The following is a 24,450-nucleotide window of genomic DNA, read 5'->3' as shown; positions in this document are numbered from 1 at the left end:
GGCTCGCATGCCGCACGTCAACATCAAGCACTTCCCGGCGTCGCTGAGCGAGGAGCAGCAGCGCGAACTGGTCACCGCACTGACCAGCGCCGTGCAGGAGGCCTTCGGCTGCGAGGAGCGCATGATCTCGATCGCGCTTGAGCCCATCGCGCCGGACGACTGGAACGGGCAGGTCTTCGTCCCGGAGATCGTGGAACGCAAGGACCTGCTGCGCAAGACCCCGAACTACTGACCAGGCGGAACGAGAGACGACGATGCGCCCCAACCGACAAGAGAACGCCCCGCTGACGTTCACCGAAGAGGTCTCGGACGCCATCCGCGCCGGCCACCCGGTGGTGGCGCTGGAGTCGAACGTCATCACCCACGGCCTGTCGTACCCGGAGAACGCGGCCACGGCCAGGAAGGTCGAGGCGGCCGTGCGGGCCGGCGGCGCGGTCCCGGCGACGATCGGGATCGAGGACGGCCGCATCCTGGTGGGCATGACCGACGCCGACATCGAACGGTTCGCCTCGACCCCGGGCATCCCCAAGGTCAGCAGCAGGGACATGCCGGTCATCATGGCGCGCGGCGGGCTCGGCGCCACCACGATCGCCTCCTCGCTGGTCGCGGCCGAGCTGGCGGGCATCCCGTTCCTGGCCTCGGCCGGCATGGGCGGCGTGCACCGCGGCGCCCAGGAGTCGATGGACATCTCCTCGGACCTGATCCAGCTCACCCGCTCCAAGGTGGCGGTGGTGTGCGCGGGAGCCAAGACCATCCTCGACCTCGGGCTGACGATGGAGTTCCTGGAGACGCACTGCGTCCCGGTGGTCTCCTACCGGTCTGACGACTTCCCCGCGTTCTACTGCGTCTCCTCCGGCATCCGCAGCCCGCACCGGCTGGACGACGAGACGACCGTCGCCCGCACAATCGAAACGCACTGGGCGCTGGGCAACGACAGCGCGCTGCTGATCACCACCCCGATCGGGGACGAGGACGCGATCGACAGCGCCGAGGTCGACGCGGCGATCACGGAGGCGACGGCCACCGCCGAGCGGGACGGCGTCCGAGGCAACGCGCTCACCAAGTACCTGATGCGCGCGGTCGACAAGGCCACCGAGGGCAGGTCCGCCAGGGCGAACATGGCGGTCCTCATCAGCACGGCCGAACTGGCGGGCCGCCTCGCGGCGGCACACGCCCGGTACCGTCAGGAGGGAACGCCGTGACCCACGTAGCCGCCTTCGACCTGGACGGGACGCTGGTCGACACGCCCAGCGCCATCGTCGAGACGTTCACCGCCGCCTTCGCGTCCATGGGCGCCGAACCCCCCGACGCCCCGGCCATCCGGGCCACGATCGGGCTCCCGCTCGAAAAGGCGTTCAGCGGGCTGCTGGGCGTCCCGCTGGACGACGACGCCGTGACGCTGGGCGTGCGGCGGTACCAGGCGCTGTTCAAGGAGCTGATCCTGCCCAGGGCGGAACGGCTGCTGTTCCCCGGCGTCGTGGACGGCCTGACCGAGCTACGCGCCCAGGGGTACACCCTGGCGGTGGCCACCAGCAAGTTCTACGCGAGCGCCGACGCGCTGCTGACGGCGGCGGGCCTGCGGGGCCACTTCACCATGGTGGTCGGCGCCGACCAGGTGGCGCGGCCGAAACCGGACCCCGAGATGGGCCTGCTGATCATGCGGACGCTGGGCGTGGCGCCCGGCCGGATGGTGATGGTCGGCGACACGACGCACGACCTGCTGATGGCCAGGGGCGCCGGGATCCGGTCGGTGGCGGTCACCTACGGGATCCACGGCCTCGCGGAACTGCGGACGGCCGGGCCTACGTGGGTGGCGGACACGTTCGGCGACGTGGTGCGGTTCATACGGGAGGGCTTCTCTTCCGCTGTTTCCGTCGGGGACGTTTCTTTCGGGGATGCTTCTGCCGGAGACGTTTCTGTTGGGGAGCTTTCCGTGTCGGAGCTTTCCGTGTCGGAGCTTTCCGTGTCAGAGCTCTCCGTTTCGGAGTTTTCCATCGCGGAGGTTTCCGAGGCGCCATCCGCGCCGGGGCTGCCGAAAACCCTCGTCTGAGCGTTCGCCCGTCCTGCTGGAATGAGCGACACCACGGGTAAGGAGATTCACCACAATGTCCGTCACGACAGTTTCACCGGCTGAACACCACGTCGACGGCAACGTGCACGTGCTGCCCCAGACGAACCATTTACGCGCGCTGCACACGATCATCCGCGACCGCACGGCACGCCGGGAGGACCTGGTCTTCCACTCCAGGCGGATCATGCGCCTGCTGATCGAAACGGGCCTGGACCTCCTTCCCTACGAGAAGGCCGAGGTCGAGACCCCCGTCGGGAGCACCTACGACGGGCTGCGTCTCACCTCGAAGATCTGCGGGGTGTCGATCATCCGCGCGGGTGACAGCATGGAGACCGAGCTGCGCACCATCATCCCCTCGGTCAGGATCGGCAAGATACTGATCCAGCGCGACAAGGTGACCAAGCTCCCGCAGCTGTACTACTCCCACCTTCCCGCCGATATCGCCGAACGGCACGTCCTGCTTCTGGACCCGATGCTCGCCACCGGCGGGACCGCGCTGGCCGCGATACAACTTCTGCTCGACAAGGGCGTCCGGGAAGAGCACATCGTATTCATCAACCTGCTCACCGTCCCAGAGGGAATCGCCGTTCTGCACGACCGCTTTCCGAACGTGAAACTGGTCACATCGGCCGTCGACCGGCAGCTCAATGAGAACGCGTATATGATTCCGGGAATCGGCGATTTCGGCGATCGGTTCTTCGGCACCGACAGGTGAGGCCACGGCCACCGGACCGAACGAGGAGTGACCTGTGAAAGGCAATTGGCGACTGCTCGACTCGGTGGTCTCGGCGCTGGCGCCGGCGATCTGGGGAAGCACCTATCTGGTCACCACCGAGTTCCTGCCGCCGGGCCGGCCGCTGCTCGCCGCCACGGCCCGCGCGCTACCCGCCGGCCTGGTGCTCCTCGCCTTCGGCCGGGTCCTGCCGCGCGGCATCTGGCTGTGGCGCGCCTTCGTGCTCGGCACCCTGAACATCGGCGCGTTCTTCGTCCTGCTGTTCGTCGCCGCCTACCGCCTGCCCGGCGGCGTGGCCGCGCTGACCGGCTCCATCCAGCCGATGCTGGTGCTGGTCCTCGCGGCGCTGCTGCTCAAGGACAGGATCAGGCCCATCCACGTGGTGACCTGCGTACTCGGCGTCGTCGGCGTCGGCCTGCTCGTCCTGAAGTCGACGGTGCGCCTCGACCTCGTCGGCGTACTGGCCGCCCTGGGCGGGGCCGTGTGCATGGCAAGCGGAATCGTGCTGACCAAACGCTGGAAGGAGCGGCCCGTCGGCGTGCTCCTGTTCACCGGCTGGCAGCTCACCGCCGGCGGCCTCGTGCTGCTGCCGGTCCTGTTCGCGTTCGAGGGCCTGCCGAGCCAGATCAACGGCACCAACCTGGCCGGCTACGTGTACCTGATCGTGCTGGGCTCGCTGGTCGGCTACTCGGTCTGGTTCCGGGGCGTCGACAAACTGCCCGCCGTCGCGGTGTCCTTCCTCGGCCTGGTGAGCCCGATCGTCGCGACGGCCCTCGGCTACCTGTTCCTGAACCAGGTCCTGTCCCTGATGCAACTGATCGGCGCGATCATCATCATCGGCGCCATCATCGTCGCCCAACTAACCCCCGTCCGCAAAAACCCCACCCCACCTTCACTCCCCCCAGCGGACCCAGCGACCCCGGCGAACCCGGTGGACTCGGTAGACCCCCGCCCCGCCGCCCACACCCTTTAGCCCAAGGCACCACGGAACGCCCCCGCCGCCCAACCCAAAGGTCCTCGCCTTCGGCTCGGGCAGTATTCCTAAGGCCTACCGGCCCTGCCGCCCGGACCCGTTCACCCCCGCACCTACCCCTCTACTTCGCCTCGCACCCTCCTCTCCCGTGCCCAGCTCACCCCACTCCCGCCTTGGTGGTCAGGATTGGCGCCGACGCGGCGGGACGGGGGACGGCGAAATCGGCGCCCAGTACGACGGCCGACCGGCCATCGTCCGCCGAGAACTCTTCGAACCGTTGGGGACGTGTCCTCCGGGCGAAGGGCGAGAAAAGGCACCGGGTTCAATTGGCCCACCCCGCAAGCAGTGTCGTGGGAACCGAGTCCTGCCCACCCAACACTCGCCACTCAACACCCCCAACCACGAGCGGAACCGGCCCCCTCAGGACTTGTGAACCAACCCCCTCGCCACCCCGGCCAGGAGACGGCCCCCAGCTGCCACCCCCCGTAGCCGTCCCCGTCCCCCAATCACCCCACCCCCGTCTTGGAGCCAGTCGGAGCAGACGCGGCGGGACGGGGTACGGCGATACCGGCGCCCAGTACGGCGGCTGACCGATCACCGTCCGCTGAGAACTCTTCGGACCCTTGAGACGTGTCCTCCGGGAGAGGGGTGAAGAAAGACGCCGGGTGCAATTGGCCCACCCCGCAAGCAGTGTCGTGGGAACCGAGTCCTGCCCACCCAACACTCGCCACCCAACACCCCCAACCACGAGCACGGCCCCCACAGCACACACCGGCCCTCCGACCACCGGCCCCCGGACCACCCACCGGCCCCCGGCTCGTACAAACCGGCGCCGACACGGCGGGACGCAATACGGCGAAACCGGCGCCCCGAGCGGCGGTCGACCGGCGAACCCGTACTGAAGGCCAAGGCACGCCGCCAGGCCCAAGGAAAACGCCCGAGCCGAAGGCGAGGACCACACGGCTGGGTGCCCGGTGTTGGGTACGCGCAAGGCGGGATGGGGTTACGGCCGCTCCTGCGCGTTGTGCGGCGGGCATGCCACTGCCGCTTGTGGACGCCTCACTAGCCGTCGGTCGCGTCAGTAAGGGGGGTGGGGCAGGTGCCGCCGGGGGTGATGGTGAGTTCGAAGTGCCACATCTCGTTGGCGTAGGTCTGGCACAGGCCGTAAGCGGTTCCGTGCCGGGCGAGCCAGTCGTCGGCGTCGGTCGGGCCGATGTCCACCGCCTGACCGGTGACGTGGTGCGACCGCTCGGGGGTGTCGACGTAGCGGCGGGCCTCCCGCTCGCTGCCGTACTTGACGATCGCCTCGTCGAGCAACCGCTGCTGGTACGCCTTGCTCCGCCACCCCGACGTCAGATAGATCCCGATGCCGTCGCGGGACGCGTCGTCCGCCGCCTTCCGTACGGCGCGCAGGAGCTTCGGATCCAGGTTGGCGATGGCGGGCAGCCCGGTGTCGCGGGGGGACAGACGCCCGCCGTCCGGCACGACCCCGTCCCCGACCCCGACGGTGTGACCAGTGGTGCCCCACCAACCGGAGGCGACGGGGTCCGTCCACCGGGCACTGAGGGCGAACGCCGCCGAACAGAGCCCTGCCGCGACGGCGATCGCCATGACGGCGACGAGCAGGCGCCTGGTCCACCTCCCTCGTCCGTCGGCGGACCGCCGGTGGATGAAGGTGGGCGGTACACCGGGCTTCTCGTACATGAGCGATTTCCTTTCCAGGGCCGAAATCGGGTGCGGTTCTTGGTCAGCCGGCGGGTGCGGGATCCTCGTCGGATCGGTGGTCGGGAATCCGGGCGGATCGGCAGGTACGGGAACCCAGGCGAGCGGGTCCGGGAACCCAGGCGAGCGGGTCCGGGAACCCAGGCAGATCGGTGGTTAGGAACCAGAGCGGATCGGTGGGTGTGGACACTCGCGGCGGCGGCGCGCCCTGTCCTGTCATCGCGGTCAGCGGCGGCGGCCCGCTCTACCTGCCGCCGCGATCGACGGCGGCGCGTGACCAGCCCTGCCACCGCAATCGGCGACGGCGCCGCGTGACCAGCCCTGCCACCGCGATCAGCCGTCGAGAGCGGCCACGGGAGACGTTCTCGATGCCCGGATCGCCGGATACAGGCCGGCGACCGCGCCGATCAGCACGGTCACGCCGATGCCGCCCGCGAACACGACAGGGGGCACCGAGATGGGCCAGCCGTTCGTCCCGGCGAACGCCGCGATGACCCCGAACCCGAGGACCGCCCCGGCCAGTCCGCCGAGCGCGGACAGCAGGAGGGCCTCCGCGAGGAACTGGGTCCGGATGTGCCCCCGGGTGGCGCCGAGGGCACGCCGCAGCCCGATCTCCCTGCGCCGTTCGAGCACGGAGATCACCATCGTGTTGGCGACGCCGATGCCTCCGACGAGCAGCGCGACCGAGCCAAGTCCGACCGAGAGGCCGGTGAACGCGAGGTCCGCCGCGTTCTTCGCCGCCAGCGCGTCGGAGGGCCGCGACACGCTCACGTTCCCGGGATCCTCCGGGTTCACCGTGCGCGGCAGGAGCCCGCGTACCGTCTCCACGTCCGCGTCGGCGGAGCGCTCGTAGATCGTGGTCGGTTTGCCGTCCCAGTCGAAGCGCCCGGCGGCGGTCGCTTCGCCGATGAGCGCGGAGGTGTCCATTTCCGGGGCGAGTGGCAGGGCGTCGAGTATCCCGATGACCGTGAAGCGGGCGCCGCCGAGCCAGACCTGGCTCCCCGGGGTCACGATGCCGAGCCGGTCGGCGGCGATGGCGCCGAGGACGACGGTGGGGTAGTTCGCGGTCGCCGTGGTCAGCCAGGTCCCCCGGCGCAGCGTGCCGTCGAGGAGACCGAGAAGCCGGAGTCCTGCGGCCTGGACGACGATGCCGCCGGAGCGGTTCGGGTCGATGAGCCGGCTCCGGTACACCTTGACGTCCGGAAGCGTGGCGACCGCCCCGGCCGCCGAGACACCGTGGATCAGGCCGATCTTGCCGGTGGATCCGGCCGGGAGGGTGGTGTCCTGGCCGGTGATCGACGTGCCCTGCTGGACGGTCAGCAGGTTGGTGCCCAGCGACGCGAGCTGGTCGTCGAGCCTGGCGCGGCTCGACGTGGAGATGCCCACGACGGCGATCATCGCCGCGATGCCGATGGCGATGCCGAGCGCTGAGAGGACGACCCGGGCGGGGCGTGACCTCAGCCCCGACACGCCCAGACGGTAAACGTCCGCCCGCAACAGCCGCGACCGCCGCACCCCGCCCCTCCCCGTGCCCGCGTTCCCGTTGTCATCGCGTCTCATGCCGGTGCTCCACGGTCGTCGCCGACGACGCGGCCGTCGCGGATGGTGATCCGCCTGGGTGCCTGCCGCGCGAGCGCCACGTCGTGCGTGATCATCACGATCGTGGTGCCGGCGGCGTTGAGCTCGTGGAGCAGGTCCATCAGGCCCGCGCCGGAACGCTGGTCGAGGTTGCCGGTCGGTTCGTCCGCCAGGAGCAGCGCCGGATCGGACACCGTGGCCCGGGCGATGGCGACACGCTGCCGCTCACCGCCGGAAAGCTGGTGGGGCCGGTGGCCGAGCCGGTGCGCCAGGCCCACCCGCGTGAGGCTCGCCACCGCCCGCCGCAGCCGCTCGGCGCGAGGGGTACCCGTGTAGAGCAGGCCGTCCGCGACGTTGCCGACCGCGCTGACCCCGTCCGCGAGATGGAACCGCTGGAAGACGAACCCGATCCGGTACGCGCGCAGCGCCGAAAGGGCGGCGTCGCTCATCGCGCCCACGTCGTGGCCGTCGATGATCGTCCGCCCGCCGGTCGGGCGGTCGAGCGTGCCGATGATGTTGAGCAGGGTCGATTTCCCCGACCCGCTCGGGCCGACGATGGCGACGAACTCACCCCGGCCGACCGACAACGACACGTGATCGACCGCCCGCACGGGCGGGCTGCCGTGATCGCGGACAACCTGGTCGAGCTCGATGACCGGATCACAGACGACTCCGCCGGGTTCAATGACGTGATCGCTCATAGTGTCGGGACCACCACTTCCTGCCCCTCGGCCAGGCCCGCGCCGCTCACTTCGACGAAGCCGCCGGCGAACAACCCGGTCCGCACCGTGACCGTCCGCGTGGTCGCCGCGTCGCGGACCACCTCGACGCCGTACCCGTCGCCCGGCAGGGCGATGAGAGCGGCGACCGGCACGGTCAGGACGTCCTCGCGGCTCGCGGTGGGAAAGTCGACCGACACCGAGACCTGCTGGAGGGGACCGGCGACGGCGGGATGGTCGAGGGCCACGGTCACCGGGACGACGATCGTCTTCTCGCCGTTGTCCACGCGTTGGCGGGGAGCGCCGACCTTGGAGACCGTCCCGGTCGTCTCCTTGCCGCCGGGCAGGTTGATGGTCACCTTGCCGCGCGCCTTGGCGACGGCCTGGTTCGCCGGCTTGAGCTCGGCGGTGACGATCTTGTCGAGTCCCGACAGTTCGATGACAGTGGTACCCGCCGTGACCTGGTCCCCAAGGCGCGCCACGGTCCGTGCGACGCGCACGTCCCCTGGGGCGAAGACGATCCGCCCGCGCTCGATCGACCCGGTCCGCCGCACGCCGATGGCGCGCTGCCAACGCAGGATCGCGGCCGTTGTGTACCAGTCGAAGTGGGCGTCGGGGGTCCCGGTGAAGTGTCCGAGAGCACGGAGGCTCCGCTCCAACTGCCGGACGTCCGGCCCGTCGCCCATGCCACTCTTGAACGCCCGCCACACCGGGACCCGGCCGCGCAGCAGCACCACCGGCCGGTCGTCGATCCAGTACAGCGCCCCGCCGAGCCGCACCTTCCGGCCCTCTGCCGGCAGGCGGGTGACGGTACCGGCCCGGCCCGCGTCGAGCGGCCGTGCCCCGGCGTAGGCCAGCGAGCCGGGCGCGGTAACGGCCTCCTTGAGCGTCTTCCGTTCCACGGGAGCGGTGTTCGCCACGCGCTTCGGCGTGATCTCCCCAGCGTCGGCGCCCACGGATCTCACGACCACCAAGCTCACGGCCGCACCGACGACAACGGCCACAACCGCCGGCCAGATCCGGCCGTACCCCCGTGACGCGTGCTCGTCCCCCGTCCCTCGAAACGGCGGCCCGGACGCCTCTCCCGAAAGCTCCGCGAACGACTGCTCGACCGACCGCTCAGACGAACGCTCGGACGAACGCCCCGAGAGATTGGCGGACGGCTGCTCAGACGACTCCCCCGAATGCTTCATGGACGACTGCTCGGCCGGTATCCCCGACCCCGTCCCTGACGACTGCTCGGCCGGCCGCTCGGACGTCATCGGCTGAAGCACTTGTCCATGTCCTCCTGCGAGGCGCCTTCGGGTGCCTCGATGCGGGCGGGCTGCCCGTTCTCGGGGTCGGCGACGTCGTACCCCAGGTCACGGAGGCACTGGAGGCTCTTGAGCGTCTTCTCCGCCGCTTCCTTGGCCTCCGCCGCGGACTCGCCGGGCCGGCCGTCGGACGCCGCCGGCGGCTTGCCGATCTTCTTGAGGCAACCTTCCTCGGCCACCTTGTACGCGTCCTGCCGATCGCCGAAGTCGATCTTCCCGGGCTCCTTCGGCAGCTCGAAGCCCTTGTCCCCCAGGCACGACCGGAACTTCAGCTCCCATTCGGTGTACCGCTGATCGGCCGTACCGGCGGAACCGGACGCGGACACCGGTTCACCCGGCCCGCCACCCGATCCGCTCGCCCCGCCCGTGCCACCCGTGCCGCAACCGGCCAGCAGGCCCGCGAGGCAGGCGACGGCCGCGAGCCCGACCCGAGAAAAGTGACGTGTACTGCGCATGATGATCTCTTTCGACGGCTGTGACGACCCCGAGACGACCCGCCCGGCGAACCGGAGGGACCAGGGTCGGTACGCGGACATCCGCGCACGTCAGCCACGATGCGCGACGCGAACCTCCACACCCCCGCGGCCACGTATCCAGGGCCACTCGCTCACGCATCAGCCATGTATCAGCCCTCGAAAAGCCGACCGCCCGCCCTGGCGAAGCGACCCGCCCGGTGTGAAATAGGCCTCAGGACTCCCCAGCGATACCGGCCGTCGGCGGCAGCGGCGGCAGCGGCGGCAGCGGCGGCAGCGGCGGCAGCGGCGGCAGACAAAGAGTGGCCATCGCGCCGCCGTCCGGGGCGTTGGCGAAGGTGAGCGTGGCGCCGATCACCCGTGCCTGGCCCGCCGCGATCGTCAGTCCCAGGCCGTGGCCGTGGCCACGTTCGGCCGCGCCGGTACGGAACCGCTGCGGCCCCTCCGCCAGCACCTCGTCCGGGAAGCCAGGCCCGTGATCGCGTACGACGATCGTCGTGCCGCTCACCGTGACCTCGACCGGAGGCCGTCCGTGACGGCAGGCGTTGGCGACCAGGTTGGTGATGATCCGGTCCAGGCGCCGCGGATCGGTCTCGGCGACCGGATCGCCGGTCACCGTCAGCCGGATCCCGAGCCCCGCCCGGTCCGCGGACTCCGCGACGACCCGGTCCAGCGGCACCAGTGCGCGATCGGCCCGTTCCCCGCCCACGTCGAGGCGGGAGATCTCCAGCAGGTCCTCCACCAGCGCCCGCAGCACCCGCACCCGGTCACGTACCAGGTCGGTGGCCTCGCCATCCGGGAGCAGCTCCATCGAGAAGACCAGACCCGTCAGCGGGGTGCGCAGTTCATGGGCGACGTCGGCGGTGAAGCTCTGTTCGGTCAGCAGCCGGTCCCGCAGGCTGTCGGCCATCGAGTCGACGGTGGCCGAGATCTCGGTGATCTCGTCGCCGCGCCGGCCGCCCATCATGCTCCGTGCGTCCAGGTCACCGTCCGCGAGCCGCCGCGCGGTCCTGGCCACCCGTCTCAGCCGCCGGTTGGGCAGCTCGGCGGCCAGCGCCGCGAGAGGCACGACGACGGCGAGCACGAGCAGCGAGGCGATCACGATGTGCCGGTCCAGGGCGCGCAGGCCGCGCATCTCGCTGCCCATGTCGACCCGCACGGCCGGCACCTGGCCGTCGACCGGCCGGGCCGCCCACATCCAGGGGATGTCGGGGTTCCGGTCGTCGTACCAGGTACCGAACCGGCCTGTGCTCTGGACCTGCCGGAGCAGCGCGGGCGGGATCTGCTCCGACTCCGGCTCGGCCGGCATGACGCCCGTGCGCCGGTATTCGTCCACCACGTACAGCAGTTCGGTGAAGGCCCGGGCCCTGCCCAGGCTCATGGACCGCTCGAAGGTGCTCTGGTGGACGAGCGCGCCGACGGCCATCGCGACCGCGCAGGACGCCATGGCCACCAGCGCGGCGATCTTCCAGCGCAGTGACCTCCAGTTGAGCAGCCCGCGTACCGCCCGGGCGACGGCGTGTCCCATCGTCGGCTTTCAGCGCCGCAGCTTGTAACCGAAGCCGCGGACCGTCTCGATCCGGTCGGGGCCGATCTTCTTGCGCAACCGCTGCACGCACAGGTCGACGACGCGGCTGTCCCCGTCCCAGCCGTAGTCCCAGACCTCGCGCAGGAGCGTCTGCCGGTCCAGCACGATCCCGGGGTTGGCCGCGAACTCCAGCAGCAGGCGCAGCTCGGTGGGCGCCAGCGCGACGGGTTCGCCGGCCCGGCGGACCTCCAGACCCTGGGGTTCGATGGTGAGGTCCCCGAAGACCAGTTCGGCGGGCCCTCCGGGCGCGGGTTCCTGATCAGGCTCGGGGTTCGGGACGAAGGCGGCGCGGCGCAGCAGGGAACGGATCCTGGCGACCAGCACGGAGGTGTCGACCGGCTTGACCACGTAGTCGTCGGCGCCCGCCTCCAGCCCCGACACCACGTCCAGGGCGTCGCCGCGCGCGGACATCATCAGGATCGGCACCAGGCTCCACTCCCTGACCTTCCGGCACAGCCCGATGCCGTCCAGCCCGGGCAGCATCACGTCGAGCAGCAGCACGTCATGCCCCTGCTCCCTGAACATCTCCAGCCCGGTCAGGCCGTCCCCGGCCGTACTGACGCGATACCCGTACCGGTCCAGCACCAGCCCGACCGCCTTACGGATCACCTCGTCGTCCTCGACGAGCAGCACCGTCACCCGGCCACCCTCCGAACCAGACATTCCCCCCCAAACAACCCGCCCAAGCCACAAAAGCTACCAGCCGCCCACCCTGCCCCCACCAAACGTCCACCACCCCTCAGTCACGTATCACCCGTGTATCAACCCGCGGCGGGGCCGCGTGACGTCAGCTCAGTCCAGAAGACCAGGCGGCTCGACGGGAACCGACTTCCCGAGCTTCTCCCGGCCGATGACCTTTTCCTTGGGTGGCGCGGAAATGGAGACCTTGCCGCCCCAACGGCTGAAGCGGCTGTCCATCGAGATCGTGAGCGTCTTCCCCGCGAAAGGCATGGCCGCCCGGGCCGCCAGTCGTTCGACCAGTCCTCTGGAGTCAAGCCAGAGGGTGTAGGTGACCTTGCCATCCCGGCCGTCCCTGGACGTCCCTGCCGGGCCGAACTGCTCACTGAAGGATGGGGATACCGAGGCCAGCCGGCTGGTGGTGACCGAACCCTTCACCACCCCGCCGCGACGGGACGTCGCGTGGTCCATGAGCGTCCTGAGGGTGGCCGCGTCCATGATGTCCAGCAGGGTGCCGCTGGGAGAGAGGTCCGTCCAGCGGTACCGCACCCACGACTTGCCCTTGGGCAGGTCGTCCGCGACCACCGCACCAGAGAGATAACCCGTCCTCAACACCTTTATGAGCCTCATCGGCAACCGTTCGGACCGGTAGGTGTCGCGTGTCTCCTTGGGCAGCGAGTCGAGAAAATCCTCGGGGAAACGCACCCGCTCGGTGAAATCCGAGGCCGCCTGGCCGCGACCGTCGAACTGGAACACCCCGGCCTGCCGAGAACTGAGCACCTGGTGCTGGGCAGACATCTTGATCGCGGTCACGACCCTGACACCCCTGCCCTTGACGTACTGCTCCTTCAACGCCTGAACCGGGTCGGCTTCCCGTACCGCCTGCGCGGAAGGAGCGGCACCCACCACGGAACCCACGACCAGCACGAAAGCAACAACGACCCGTTTCATGAGTTTCCTTCACCATCCGGGGAAAACCGACCCTGCCACCCCAAGATCGCACTGCTCCACGGAAAATCCAAGCAATCGAAAACCATGAGGACGGCGCCCGGTTCACTGAGTTGGGCCCACATCAAGGGGTGGGTTCATCATCCGACGGGAGCGACAAGAGCCTTCTCGAGCGTGCCTCGCTGCGTCGGTGTTCCTGAGCTATCCACTCCTTGCCCTCCGCCGCAATCCCCTCAAGGACATGCAGAGTGTGATGCAGGCCTGCCGCATCCAACGTCGCCTCGGACACGGATCCGGGATCCTCACCCGGCTGAAGTTCCTCCGTCCCCGGTTCGATGACCTTGACATTGATCTTCTGGCCGTCCATGAGGGCGAGCTCGAAGGTGCGCTCACCGTTGTCCGCCTGCTTAACGCGTACGGCCGTGACCGCCTCGAAGCGGTAGTTCATCCGGTGATCAATGTGAAAGGTACTGTGCTCGAAATCAAGCGTGGCAGTGAGCTGACGTACCCCGTCGGCGGTGAGCAGGAAGATCAATAACTGGTACTTCTTGTACCGCCAAGAGCCGCCCCGCACCCGTGCCCGCGCCGTGGAGCCGCCGGGCGCCTCGATGAAGGCGTGGGCGATGACGTTGCTCATGATGAGCCGGTAGTGCTGGAGAGCCTCGCTCAGCAACACTTTCCGGTCGCAGTCCAGCCAGGCCGCCATTTCACCGTCTTCGGGCTTGTCGGCCAGCCGTTGCCGCCATCGGGCGAAGGCCACGTCCAAGGCCTTGGACATGACATCGGATTCGTAGGTATCGACGGCATGTCGCCGGCGTTCGAGGATGATGCGTGACCAGGCACGTGCGGCAATCCAGCCTGCCACCACGAGCAGGAGGAGCGATCGAATGGCACTCAGCGCGCTGACCTGTACCGCCCCGGTCGCAGCCCAGACCCCTCCGACAGCTAGGAACAGTGCTCCGAGCACCGCAGTCGCCTTCGTGGGCAAGGGAGTGGCGAGTTCCTGCCGGTGGTTCCAAAGCGTGCCGTCCTCCCAACGGGCCCGCACTGTGCCGACCCGGTACCGGATCAGCCAGTTGATCCTCTCGACCCCGACCCGCTTCTCGCGGTACGCCTCCACCACCTCGTCTCGCATGCCTTTGCGGATGCCGACTGTCCGTGCCAGCCAGACATCGCGGTCCGTACCACGCGGCACGTACTTGGCGAAGTAGTAGTCGAATCGCTGGTCCACTCTCCGGGCGAAGCCACCGGGTGGCGCGTTGGTCGCGCGTTGCGGGGCTCGTGCGAAATCGTTGTCCTTAGTCCTGCGCCGCTCCGAGCGAAAGCGCCATTCCACGCCCTCGCGGGTGCCGAAATAGCCGCCGGCGATGCTCATCAGGTAGGCGAGGATTTCGGCGAATCGGCCGCGTTGCACGAGCAGAGAGCCGATGTGCACGGTCGCAGCGACCAACACGACCGAACCTGTTACTGCCTGCGTCCAGGTGGAGCCAGGGATCGTGACAGGCTCCGGTGCCCGTACCCGAGGACGGGCCGGAGTCGGCTGGAAGAACTTCCAGACCCGGTTCTCCCGATTGCCGGCCATCCGCTCAGCGTCGGCCCGTCGCACGGCATGGTGCCACATCTGGTCATTGAGCGGCCCGTCGAAGAACATCTCCAGATGACGCACGATCATGTCCTGCTGCACCGGGAGAAGTGCGTCGAGTTCCTTCATCAGAATGCGAATGTCAGCGTCGGGTTTCTCGGCGGAGTCCAGCAGTCGGCGGATGGTCCGCACGCCCTCTGTCCATGAGTCGTCGTCGGAAAGCAGAAAAAGACGGTCCATGTTCAGGAGGCAGGTCGTTTCCTCGTCGGACAGTTCGTGCCGCGTTCTGCCGCTCAACAGGGCGACCAGCCAGTAGAAGCAGGCCTGGTCGGTGGCGTAACCGCAGATGGCGGCCTCGTTGATGAGCTGCCAGGCCAACCTCGGCATGTTTCCCTGGACGTGTCGCAGCCCTGTCTCGAACCTTTCCCGCGGCGACGGATCCGGTGGCGTCGTGTAGTTGTAGACGTCACCGTGCACGACTCCTGCCTGCACACCGATGTTGGAGGAATCGGCGAAGTTCATGCCGGTGCCATCCGGGGGCATCACGACAGGGCCTGGGCTAAGGCGATGATAGTCGCCAGCTCCGCGGCGAGATCGGCGACATCGCTGATCAGTCCGCGCAGCTTCTTGAGCGCCAGCGTCAGCCTCCCCTTACTCTGCGGAGTCTTCGCCCGCAGGGCCTCGTCGGCCACGGTCAGTTCCACCTCCGCCGCCGCGTATGTCTCCTCGTCTAGGCGGCCGTCCGCCTGCGCGCGCTTGAGCCGGGTGCGGAACCCGGCCAGCGCCCCTGCCAGGTCCGTCGGCGGACTCGGGTCGAAGCCGAGCCGGATGCCGCCGTACACGGTGCCGGCCTGGACTCCCACCCGGGAGCCATCGCGTGCGATGTTGTACGTCACCGGGTGCTTCTCCATCGTTGATCCCCTCGTCGTACTCTTGGCCGCCAGCCAGCCACCGTCTTTGTCCTCTTTGCCGATCTCCTCGGCCAGTGCCGCGGCGAATTCCGCGGCGTTGGCAACGGCCCGCTCCTGCCAACGGGCGCGGTCAGTGGTCTCCTTCGTCCCGTCGGTCAGATCGCTGATGCCCCGTATGACGATCACCGGCAGAGCCCCGTTCAGGTGCCCGGCCTGTGCCACGCCGGCGCCCTCCATCTCAATCGCGCACGCATCGTTGTAGGTCTGCCGGATCCACTGGGCGTGCCCGGACACCTTGGAGTTCAGAACCACTTCGCCAGCGGCGATCGGGCCGAAATGCACCTGAGGGGCTGGGCTACGATCCGGCAGGCCGTGCGCCCATGCCCCGGTCCGGCCGATGTGCCGCGCGATCTGATCGGCGGCGTGCGAGGTCTCCCAGCTGCAAGGGCGGCTCTTGAGCCCGTCGTCCTCGCTCGTCCCCCCGTGATAGGCGTAGACGCGCGTCGCCACCACGACGTCCCCGAGCGCGATGTGGGAGTGCAGGGCACCGGCCACGCCCACGAAGAGCAGTGCGGCCGGGGTGAACTCGGCGATGGCACGCTCGGCCAGTACGGCCGCCGACTGATTACCCGTGCCGACATGAGCCAGAGCGACTCGGCTGCGGCCGTTCGAGATACGGCCGACCTCGAAACGGGTTCCGTGCTGATGTCGGTGCAGCTCCGGGTCGACCAGTTTCTTCCGGATCGCCTGGTACTCCAGGTTTAACGCGGTGAGGATGACGATTGGGCGGGTGCTCAACCTTCTACTCCTTTACGCTCGCCGCCTCGGCGGGCCGAGTCATCGGCGGACGAAGGACCGTGCATGGACCGGACCGGAACAGTCGGGCTGGTCGTCCGGTCGCCGCTTTACGGGCCGTCCCTGCCGGGACGATGAACCCTTCGGTCTTCTGGACCTTGCGATAGAAGTTCCGGGGGTCGAGAGAGATCCCCCAGACCGCCTCGTACACGTCCTGCAGATCGGTGATCGTGAACGTCGGTCCGCAGAACGCCGTCGCGAGGGCGGAGTGCTCAAGCTTGACGCGGGCGCGTTCTACGCCGTCCGCGATGATGCGCCGGTGATCGAAAGCGAGCTCAAGATCGCCGAGGAGTACGCTGTCAGCCGACTGCCATCCGGCATCGGCCGCGTCTGTTCCAGCGCTCGGCTCGGGGAGACGAGGCGCGATGGCCAGGTATGCAACTGATACCACTCGGCCACGGGGGTCGCGGCCCGGTTCGCCATACACGCCGAACTGCTCCAGGCTGAGAGCCTCGACGTCCAGGTCGGCCTCCTCCGACAGCTCCCGGTGGGCCGCTGCCGTGATGTCCTCCCCGTCGTGCTGCAGGAACCCGCCGGGCAGGGCGAGGGAGCCTTTGTACGGATCGATGCCTCGCTCAACGAGCAACACGTGCAACCGTGACTCACGCAACGTCAAGATCACCAGATCGACGGCGAGCAGCACTACAGGCGGCACCCATGGGTCGTCGGTCATGCAGCTAAGAGTAGATTTTTGTCAGTTTGACAGGAACTAGCTGGAAGGTAAGGCGTTTAATCCCAAGGTGGCCTGGAATCGCCTGAAAAGCCGGATCTGGTTGATGTCCGTGTTGATGCGAGTGCTCTCTGGCGCCGGGATCTCGCCAGCTGTGAAATAAGTTCGATCATGCCCTATGACAGGGATTACGCTGACGGTCGTCCCGCGTCGCTCCTCGCTGGTTCCGGCACTCCCACGGAACGGCGGTCGGTAGAAGCTCGGAGGTGCCCGTGGTGATGCCCAAGAAGGGCTCGCGGCCCATCACCGTCGACGGCGCCGACTTCCGCTGGCAGGTCCGACGTAAGGCGACCCGGCACCAGAGGAACGGCCGGGGTCCCCTCACCTTCTCCGTCGAGTTCGCGGAGGAGCCGGGACAACTGCTGGTGGTGTCGCTCCCTTTCCCGCGCCCGGACAACGATTTCGGTGATCGGACCCTCCCGATCCGCCCCGTCATCGTCGCCGGCTGCGTCCGCCGAGCCGTCGAACAGGGCTGGAACCCCGGCCAACCAGGCTCGGCGTTCAACCTGACCATCACCGAAGCCGACCTACCCCTCCTCCTGAACGAGCCGCCCCGTCACCTCATCCCCTTCCTCTGGGGCATGATCCCCGAAGGCGGCGACATCACCGACCTCCCCCGCTGCACCGAAATCTGGAGCCGCAGGACAACGAACATCACCCCACCGTCTTCTGATCCGTAGCTTCGAGGGGCAATCGCTCACTGACATCCGCGAGCACCCGCTGGAAATCAGGCCAGCCAAGTCTGGAGATCCAATGGCGCCAGGCGGTCGAAGTGTTCACCGTGGAAGAATTCAGGGCCGCGGTTCCAGACATCGTGGTCGGCCGGAGTGTCTCCGCCGACCGTTTCATTGGCGGGAGAGGGCGCGGGTTATTCCAGCGGCGATCGTGGTGGCGAGGATCCAGCCGGCCACGATGAGACCGTAGGCGCCCCACTGTCCGCCGCCGGCCGGCTGGAATGCCTTCTCTTGGCCGAAGTCGATGAGCGGGAGGAGGAGATCGAGCGTGTACATGGCGGCGTTGAACGCGGGTCCCTTGCCGGCTTCCACGCGTGGCGGCTCGTGCATGGCGAAGGCCGCAGTACCAAGAAGAAGCAGTGCCATCAGCCAGAATCCAGCTCGAGCGGGGCGGTAACCATACCCGACGGTCCAGTCCTGAAGAAACCCCCAGAAACGGGCGTAGAGAGGGAGTGTCAGGCGTCTCCGCCTGTGCTTGGCCAGGAGAACGGTGCGGGCGTCGGTGTCATTGCCGAGACGGCGATACGTCGCGGCCAATTGCTCGTACGGCTGGGGCAGATATCCATCGGGATCGGCAGAGAGCCACGGCAGCCGCCTTGCCGCGGGCAGCCCCGGATCGAGGGCCTCGTAACTGAGGCCGTCCTGCCGGAGGGGGGACCACGTCTCCGGGTCATCCCGAAGGACGCCTATGCGAGCATGGCGAAGATCGACGATGCCCTCGATGGGGGCCCGCGGCCTCAGGAAGACCTCTCGCGCCTCCAGTTGCCACGCCCATAAGGCCCTTGCCCCGGGTGCGGAGAGCTTCGCCCCGGAAAAGTGAAGGTGACGGCCGATCCGGGCACCGACAAGTACGGTTTCGCCCTCTGCGGTGAACCCTCGATCGCATGACATTCCCCCGCCAACGGCGACTCCGCTGGCGTCGAGGGCGACCCCACCAGGGTTGCTGACGTGGGCACCCGTCATGTCGAGGCCCTTACCGATCCTGGCGTCCCTGAGGTCGATCTTGCCCTCGGCGTGAAATCCGCCCTCACACGCAAGGGTGCCGTCGACCGTCATGCCATGCGCATGCAACGCGACGCCATGCGGGGCCGACAGCGTCGCCCCGCTGAAGTTGGCCGATCCGGTGATGTGCGCCTGGGACAGGTAGAGCGTCCCGCGAGCGCCCAGCCCTTTGCACGTGAGGGTGCCGTCGACGACGAGGTCCTCCGCCTGCAGGGCTTCGCCTTCGGGATGGATCAGAACGGCCTTGTCGAAGCTCAACTGGCGGCCGACCCGAGATCGCGTGAGCCGTATGGCCCCTTCGGCGGTGAACCCGTAGTCGAGGTGCATCCCACCGTCGGCGGTGAGCCGGGTGGCACGCAATGCTCGCTCGCCGGGGTTGCTCAGCCGGCTCCCCGAGAGGATGACCGGGCCGGTGAACCTGGCGTGGCGGGCGGAGACCTGGCCGACGATCCGGGCTCCCCGGCAGTAGAGACCGCCTTCGGCGACCATGGAGTCCAGTACGAGTGCGGCTTTCCTCCGGCAGGTGATGCGTGCACCGTCCAGATAGGTGGTTCCCTCGACCGTGGCGTTGAGGAGACGCACCTCGCCCGCCGCTGTGAAGCCGTCACCGGCGGACAGATCGCGACCCACGTGCAGGCGTTCGCCGTACAACGCGACACCGCGCGGCCCGGTGAGCTGAGCGCCGGTGAGCATCAGTCCGCCGACGATGTGCGCGCCCCGCAACCGCAGCGGTCCGGTCATCACGCACTGCTCTAAACGTAGATGCCCCTCGATCTGAGCGTTGGAGCAGCTCAACCCGGGCAGGTAGGACCCACGGAAGTTGAGCTGGGTACAGCGCGCCCAGTAGAGACTCGGTTCCTGTTCGAAGTAGCAGTGGGAGAACCGGGCCGAATGCCGCACCGTGGAGTAGGCGAGCTCCAAACGTCCGGAGACACGCACACCAGAGACGCGCAGAGCCGGGATTCGGTGGGCGACGGGGGCGTCGTCCCCGAGAAGCAGGGCGGCGATCACGCTGGCGCGCACCGTCCGTCCGGGTCCCCAGCCGCCACCGTCCATAGGAAGATCCTCCTCGGCACGGCCGGTCATGAAGCTCACCTCCCGGCCGCCCGGAAACGCCTCAAGCACTCGGCGCTCCGCCTCAGACAGATCTTCGAGCTCCAAACGACCTCCCGACGACGCGACGTTCCTCATAGGACATCGTGCTCGAGAAGGGTGTGGTTACGGCCATCGGGGGTGAACCGTCACGGGTTCACGGGCTACTTCAGGAGTTGGCGGGCCATGACCATGCGCTGGATCTGGTTGGTGCCCTCGTAGATTTGGGTGATTTTGGCGTCGCGCATCATGCGTTCTACGGGGTAGTCGCGGGTGTAGCCGTAGCCGCCGAGGAGTTGGACGGCGTCGGTGGTGATGTCCATGGCGGCGTCGGATGCGGCGCACTTGGCGGCGCTGGAGAAGAAGGTCAGGTCGGCGACCTTCTCGCCGTGCATGGCGAGTTCGGACTTGGCCGCCGCCGCGTAGGTGAGCTGGCGGGCCGCCTCCAGCTTCATGGCCATGTCGGCGATCATGAACTGGAGGCCCTGGAACTCGGCGATCGGCTTGCCGAACTGCTTGCGCTCCTTGACGTAGCCGATGGCGTAGTCGAGCGCGCCCTGGGCGATGCCGAGGGCCTGGGCGGCGATGGTGATGCGGGTGTGGTCGAGGGTGGCCAGGGCGGTCTTGAAGCCGGTGCCCTCCTCGCCGATCATCCGGTCGGCGGGGATCCGCACGTTCTCCAGGATGACCTGGCGGGTGGGCGATCCCTTGATCCCGAGCTTCTTCTCCTTGGCGCCGAAGCCGACGCCCTCGTCGGACTTCTCGACGACGAACGCCGAGATGCCCCGGGCCCCGACGCCCGGCTCGGTGACCGCCATGACGGTGTAGAACTCCGACACGCCCGCGTTGGTGATCCACATCTTGGTGCCGTTGAGCACGTAGTGGTCCCCGTCGCGTACGGCGCGCGTCTTCATCGCGGCGGCGTCGGAACCGGCCTCGGGCTCGGACAGGGCGTACGAGAACATGCCCTCCCCGCGTGCCACGGGCCCCAGGTAGCGCTGCTTGAGCTCCTCGGAGGCCGACAGCAGCAGCGGGACCGTGCCGAGCTTGTTGACGGCCGGGATCAGCGAGGACGAGGCGCAGGCGCGCGCGACCTCCTCGATGACGATCACCGTGGCGAGCGCGTCGGCGCCGGCACCGCCATACTGCTCTGGAACGTGCACCGCATGCAGGTCCGCGGCGACGAGCGCCTTGTACGCCTCCCAGGGGAACTCGGCGGTCTCGTCGACGGCGGCGGCGTGCGGTGCGATCTTCTCGTCGGAGAGGGCCCGCACGGTCTCGCGCAGCATCTCGTGCTCTTCAGCGAGCGCGTACAGAGGGAAGCTCATAGACAAATAGTAGGACGTCCAACAATACGAGGGCCGAAGCAGGGGTATATGACAGCTACCCCTCAGGCGAAATGTCCCATTTGTACTGTTGCCGGAGGTAGGGGGCCCGGTAACATGCCTCGGCAACCTAACGGTAAAGATGAGGTCGACAGCCGAACATGGAAGGAGCGCGCTCGTGTCCTATCGCCTGACGGTCCTGGGGACCGGATACTTGGGTGCCACGCACGCGGCGTGCATGGCCGCGCTGGGCTTCGAGGTGCTGGGGCTGGACGTGGACCCGGCGAAGGTGGCCCGGCTGCAGGCCGGTGAGCTGCCCATCCACGAGCCCGGGCTCGAGGAACTGCTCCAGCGCGGGCTGGAGTCGGGGCGGCTACGCTTCACGACCTCCTACGAGGAGGCCGCCGAGTTCGGCGACGTGCACTTCGTCTGCGTGGGGACGCCGCAGAAGAAGGGCGAGTACGCCGCCGACGTGTCCTACCTGGACGCCGTCGTGGAGTCGCTCGCGCCGTACCTCACCCGCGAATGCCTCGTGATCGGCAAGTCGACCGTTCCGGTGGGCACCGCGCAGCGGCTGGCCGACAAGCTGACCCGGCTCGCCCCCGCCGGGGACCAGGTGGAGCTGGCCTGGAACCCCGAGTTCCTGCGCGAGGGCTTCGCCGTACGCGACACCATGCACCCCGACCGCATCGTGCTCGGCGTGGTCTCGGACAAGGCCGAGAAGGTGATGCGGGAGGTGTACGAGTCCATGCTGGCGGAGGGCACCCCTCTGATCATCACGGACTATCCGACCGCCGAGCTGGTCAAGGTGGCCGCCAACGCCTTCCTGGCCACCAAGATCTCCTTCATCAACGCCATGGCCGAGGTCTGCGAGGCGGCGCACGCCGACGTCAAGGACCTGTCCCTCGCGCTGTCGTTCGACGAGCGCATCGGCGGCCGGTTCCTCAACCCCGGCCTGGGCTTCGGCGGCGGCTGCCTTCCCAAGGACATCCGGGCGTTCATGGCACGGGCCGGCGAGCTGGGCGCCGACCAGGCGCTGACGTTCCTGCGCGAGGTGGACGCCATCAACATGCGCCGCCGGGCCCGCATGGTGGACCTGGCCCGCGAGCTGGCCGGCGGGTCGTTCCGCGGCTGCACGGTCGGGGTGCTCGGGGCGGCGTTCAAGCCCAACTCCGACGACATCCGCGACTCCCCCGCGCTGGACGTGGCGGTGAAGATCCGTGAGCAGGGCGGCAAGGTCACGGTGTACGACCCGGTGGCGCTCGGCAACGCGCGCAAGGCGCATCCGACGCTCGGGTTCGGCTCCTCGGCGCTGGACGCGGCCCGGGGCGCGCACGTCGTGCTGCTGCTGACCGAGTGGCAGGAGTTCATCGACCTGGACCCCGAGCGGCTCGGCGACGTCGTGGCCGCCCGCAAAATCGTGGACGGGCGCAACGCCCTGGACGCCGAGACCTGGCGCGCGTCCGGCTGGCACTACCGGGCGCTCGGCCGCCCCTGACCTGCGGCACCCCCGGCCGGGCCCACCGTCGCGGGCCCGGCCGCGTTCGGCCGTCGTTCAGCCCGTCGTTTCAGGCCGTGGTTCAGCCCGTCGTTTCAGGCCGTGGTTCAGCCCGTAGTTCGAGCCCAGTCGTTCAAACCCTGATTCAGGCCGTCGAGCCGAGGTCGCGGGCCTCGGCGCGGAGGCGTTCGCCCTTGGCGTGCGCCTGGTCCCTGAGGGTGGCCTGGAAGCCCGTCATCCTGGCCCGCAGCCCCTCGTCGGCGGCGGCGAGGATCCGGACGGCGAGCAACCCGGCGTTGCGGGCCCCGCCGACGGCCACGGTCGCCACGGGCACCCCGGCGGGCATCTGGACGATGGACAGCAGCGAGTCCATGCCGTCGAGGTACTTCAGCGGCACCGGCACCCCGATCACCGGCAGCGGGGTCACCGAGGCCAGCATGCCGGGCAGGTGGGCGGCTCCCCCGGCCCCGGCGATGATCACCCGCAACCCCCGTCCCGCTGCCTGCTCGCCGTAGGCGATCATCTCGTGCGGCATGCGGTGCGCCGAGACCACGTCGGCCTCGAACGGGACGCCGAACTCGCCCAGCGCCTCGGCGGCGAGCCGCATCACCGGCCAGTCGGAGTCGCTGCCCATGACGATGCCGACCACGGGGTTCGCGGCCGTCACATGAGTGCCCGGGCCCTCCGCGGACCCAGTCGCACGGGCGTCCGGGTCCTCTGCGGACGTCGCACGTGCGCCCAGGTTCTCGCCGGCGGACATCACACGTACTCCCCGGTCATGAGGTGGACGGCGGCGTGGCGGGCGCGGGCGCGTACCTCGCCGAGGTCGGTGCCGAAGGCGGTGACGTGCCCGATCTTGCGGCCGGGACGCACCTCCTTACCGTAGAAGTGGATCTTGACCCCAGGATCGTGCGCCATGACGTGCTCGTAGCGGGCGAAGACGTCGGGGTCGTCGCCGCCGAGCAGGTTGACCATGACCACCACGGGCGCCACCGGGGCGGGCGACCCGAGCGGCAGGTCGAGCACGGCCCGCAGGTGCTGCTCGAACTGGGACGTGCGAGAGCCCTCGATCGTCCAGTGGCCGCTGTTGTGCGGGCGCATCGCCAGCTCGTTGACCATGATCCGGCCGCCGGGGAGCTGGAACATCTCGACGGCCAGCAGCCCGGTGACCCCCAGCTCGCTCGCGATCTTGAGGGCGATGTGCTGCGCCGCCGCGGCGTCCTCGGGGTCGAGGCCGGGCGCAGGGGCGATCACCTCGACGCAGATGCCGTCCCGCTGGACGGTCTCCACGACGGGGTAGCTGACGCCCTGGCCGTGCGGCGAGCGGGCCACGAGGACGGCCAGCTCACGCTCGAACGGGACGAACGCCTCGGCCATGAGACCGGTCCCGCTGGCCAGCACCTCCTCGGCGTCCGCCGCGGACGCGCACACCCACACGCCCCGGCCGTCGTAGCCGCCGCGCACGGCCTTGAGCACGACGGGCCAGCCGTGCTCCTTGGCGAAGCGGTCGAGGTCGTCGGCGGAGGAGACCCGCGCCCAGGCCGGGCACGGGGCGCCGATCGCGGTGAGCCGCTCGCGCATCACGATCTTGTCCTGCGCGTGTACGAGCGCGTCCGCGCCCGGGTGGACGGCGTGGCCGTCGGCGGCGAGCGCGGCGACGTGGCCGGTCGGCACGTGCTCGTGGTCGAAGGTGATCGCGTCACAGCCCTCGGCGAACGCGCGCAGGGTGGCGAGGTCGCGGTAGTCGCCGAGCCGGGTGTCGACGATCACCCGCGCGGCGCTCTCGCTGGGCGAGTTCGCGAGCACGCGCAGTTCGACGCCGAGGGCGATGGCGGCCTGCTGGGTCATCCGGGCGAGCTGGCCGGCGCCCACCATGCCGACGACCGGCCCGATGGGAGGGGTTTCAGTCCTGGTCACAACACTGG

21 protein-coding genes and 1 pseudogene are annotated in these 24,450 nt (G+C 69.0%); 7 read left to right on the top strand and 15 right to left on the bottom strand.

Features of this window, described 5'->3' with window-relative positions; genetic code table 11:
- Positions 1–7: 7 nt before the first annotated feature.
- The 5 genes from NYZ98_RS05850 to NYZ98_RS05830 are packed head-to-tail and all read left to right on the top strand — an operon-like array spanning position 8 to position 3,777.
- On the top strand, positions 8–232 hold the full coding sequence (locus NYZ98_RS05850) for a tautomerase family protein (protein WP_262841462.1): 225 nt from the start codon (positions 8–10) through the stop codon (positions 230–232).
- Positions 233–254: 22 nt separating this feature from the next.
- A complete protein-coding gene (locus NYZ98_RS05845; RefSeq protein WP_262841461.1) occupies positions 255–1,202 on the top strand; it encodes a pseudouridine-5'-phosphate glycosidase in 948 nt (315 codons plus the stop codon).
- On the top strand, positions 1,199–2,050 hold the full coding sequence (locus NYZ98_RS05840) for an HAD family hydrolase (protein ID WP_262841460.1): 852 nt from the start codon (positions 1,199–1,201) through the stop codon (positions 2,048–2,050). Before NYZ98_RS05845 ends, NYZ98_RS05840 begins: the two co-directional genes overlap by 4 nt.
- 55 nt (positions 2,051–2,105) lie before the next feature.
- Positions 2,106–2,786 carry a uracil phosphoribosyltransferase gene (gene upp, locus NYZ98_RS05835; protein ID WP_262841459.1) on the top strand — a complete coding sequence of 227 codons (681 nt, stop codon included), beginning with the start codon at positions 2,106–2,108 and terminating at the stop codon, positions 2,784–2,786.
- A gap of 34 nt (positions 2,787–2,820) precedes the next feature.
- On the top strand, positions 2,821–3,777 hold the full coding sequence (locus tag NYZ98_RS05830; protein WP_262841458.1) for an EamA family transporter: 957 nt from the start codon (positions 2,821–2,823) through the stop codon (positions 3,775–3,777).
- A gap of 1,062 nt (positions 3,778–4,839) precedes the next feature.
- On the opposite strand, the gene NYZ98_RS05825 is transcribed toward NYZ98_RS05830, so the two are convergent.
- The 11 genes and pseudogenes from NYZ98_RS05825 to NYZ98_RS05775 all read right to left on the bottom strand — a co-directional run bounded on the left by NYZ98_RS05825 (position 4,840) and on the right by NYZ98_RS05775 (position 16,817).
- Entirely contained in the window at positions 4,840–5,481 is a 642-nt protein-coding gene (locus NYZ98_RS05825; RefSeq protein WP_262841457.1) for a M15 family metallopeptidase, read from the bottom strand.
- A gap of 351 nt (positions 5,482–5,832) precedes the next feature.
- Complete coding sequence (locus tag NYZ98_RS05820; RefSeq protein ID WP_262841456.1) at positions 5,833–7,059, bottom strand: ABC transporter permease; 1,227 nt, start codon at positions 7,057–7,059, stop codon at positions 5,833–5,835.
- Positions 7,060–7,220: 161 nt separating this feature from the next.
- Positions 7,221–7,778 (bottom strand): annotated as a pseudogene (locus NYZ98_RS05815) (ABC transporter ATP-binding protein); the annotation flags it as partial.
- Entirely contained in the window at positions 7,775–8,761 is a 987-nt protein-coding gene (locus NYZ98_RS05810) for a peptidoglycan-binding protein (protein ID WP_262841454.1), read from the bottom strand. The gene NYZ98_RS05810 and the pseudogene NYZ98_RS05815, both read right to left, overlap by 4 nt.
- Before the next feature lie 293 nt (positions 8,762–9,054).
- Complete coding sequence (locus tag NYZ98_RS05805; RefSeq protein ID WP_262841453.1) at positions 9,055–9,564, bottom strand: hypothetical protein; 510 nt, start codon at positions 9,562–9,564, stop codon at positions 9,055–9,057.
- A 232-nt stretch (positions 9,565–9,796) separates the two neighbouring features.
- On the bottom strand, positions 9,797–11,110 hold the full coding sequence (locus NYZ98_RS05800) for a sensor histidine kinase (RefSeq protein WP_262841452.1): 1,314 nt from the start codon (positions 11,108–11,110) through the stop codon (positions 9,797–9,799).
- Between the two features lie 9 nt (positions 11,111–11,119).
- On the bottom strand, positions 11,120–11,833 hold the full coding sequence (cseB, locus tag NYZ98_RS05795) for a two-component system response regulator CseB (protein WP_262841451.1): 714 nt from the start codon (positions 11,831–11,833) through the stop codon (positions 11,120–11,122).
- A gap of 129 nt (positions 11,834–11,962) precedes the next feature.
- Positions 11,963–12,799 carry a hypothetical protein gene (locus tag NYZ98_RS05790; RefSeq protein WP_262841450.1) on the bottom strand — a complete coding sequence of 279 codons (837 nt, stop codon included), beginning with the start codon at positions 12,797–12,799 and terminating at the stop codon, positions 11,963–11,965.
- 121 nt (positions 12,800–12,920) lie between these two features.
- Positions 12,921–14,900, bottom strand: a complete 1,980-nt coding sequence (locus tag NYZ98_RS05785; protein WP_262841449.1) for a hypothetical protein — start codon at positions 14,898–14,900, stop codon at positions 12,921–12,923.
- Between the two features lie 20 nt (positions 14,901–14,920).
- The gene (locus NYZ98_RS05780; protein ID WP_262841447.1) at positions 14,921–16,087 is read right to left on the bottom strand and encodes a 5'-methylthioadenosine/S-adenosylhomocysteine nucleosidase family protein; all 1,167 of its coding nucleotides are present in this window, start codon (positions 16,085–16,087) and stop codon (positions 14,921–14,923) included.
- A gap of 4 nt (positions 16,088–16,091) precedes the next feature.
- The gene (locus tag NYZ98_RS05775) at positions 16,092–16,817 is read right to left on the bottom strand and encodes an NUDIX hydrolase (RefSeq protein WP_262841444.1); all 726 of its coding nucleotides are present in this window, start codon (positions 16,815–16,817) and stop codon (positions 16,092–16,094) included.
- A gap of 272 nt (positions 16,818–17,089) precedes the next feature.
- Between NYZ98_RS05775 and NYZ98_RS05770 the strand changes: the two genes are divergently transcribed.
- Positions 17,090–17,554, top strand: coding sequence for a hypothetical protein (locus NYZ98_RS05770; RefSeq protein WP_262841441.1), 465 nt, complete (start codon positions 17,090–17,092; stop codon positions 17,552–17,554).
- A 165-nt stretch (positions 17,555–17,719) separates the two neighbouring features.
- On the opposite strand, the gene NYZ98_RS05765 is transcribed toward NYZ98_RS05770, so the two are convergent.
- Both NYZ98_RS05765 and NYZ98_RS05760 read right to left on the bottom strand, forming a co-directional pair.
- Positions 17,720–19,771: a hypothetical protein gene (locus tag NYZ98_RS05765; RefSeq protein WP_262841440.1), complete on the bottom strand. Its 2,052-nt coding sequence runs from the start codon at positions 19,769–19,771 to the stop codon at positions 17,720–17,722.
- Between the two features lie 95 nt (positions 19,772–19,866).
- Positions 19,867–21,030, bottom strand: coding sequence for an acyl-CoA dehydrogenase family protein (locus tag NYZ98_RS05760; protein ID WP_262841439.1), 1,164 nt, complete (start codon positions 21,028–21,030; stop codon positions 19,867–19,869).
- Between the two features lie 175 nt (positions 21,031–21,205).
- Here NYZ98_RS05760 and NYZ98_RS05755 point away from each other — a divergent pair, with 175 nt between their 5' ends.
- Entirely contained in the window at positions 21,206–22,525 is a 1,320-nt protein-coding gene (locus NYZ98_RS05755) for a UDP-glucose dehydrogenase family protein (RefSeq protein ID WP_262841438.1), read from the top strand.
- 145 nt (positions 22,526–22,670) lie between these two features.
- Here NYZ98_RS05755 and purE read toward each other — a convergent pair whose 3' ends face one another.
- Together purE and NYZ98_RS05745 are read right to left on the bottom strand one after the other, a co-directional pair.
- Positions 22,671–23,159: a 5-(carboxyamino)imidazole ribonucleotide mutase gene (gene purE / locus NYZ98_RS05750; RefSeq protein WP_262841554.1), complete on the bottom strand. Its 489-nt coding sequence runs from the start codon at positions 23,157–23,159 to the stop codon at positions 22,671–22,673.
- A 125-nt stretch (positions 23,160–23,284) separates the two neighbouring features.
- On the bottom strand, positions 23,285–24,442 hold the full coding sequence (locus NYZ98_RS05745; RefSeq protein WP_262841437.1) for a 5-(carboxyamino)imidazole ribonucleotide synthase: 1,158 nt from the start codon (positions 24,440–24,442) through the stop codon (positions 23,285–23,287).
- Positions 24,443–24,450 lie beyond the last annotated feature (8 nt).

It is taken from the genome of Sphaerisporangium corydalis, from assembly GCF_025506355.1.
GTDB classification, from domain to species: Bacteria; Actinomycetota; Actinomycetes; order Streptosporangiales; family Streptosporangiaceae; genus Sphaerisporangium; species Sphaerisporangium corydalis.
The sequence above is the reverse complement of the archived record's forward strand: the minus strand, read 5'-3'. Positions and strand labels throughout refer to the sequence as shown.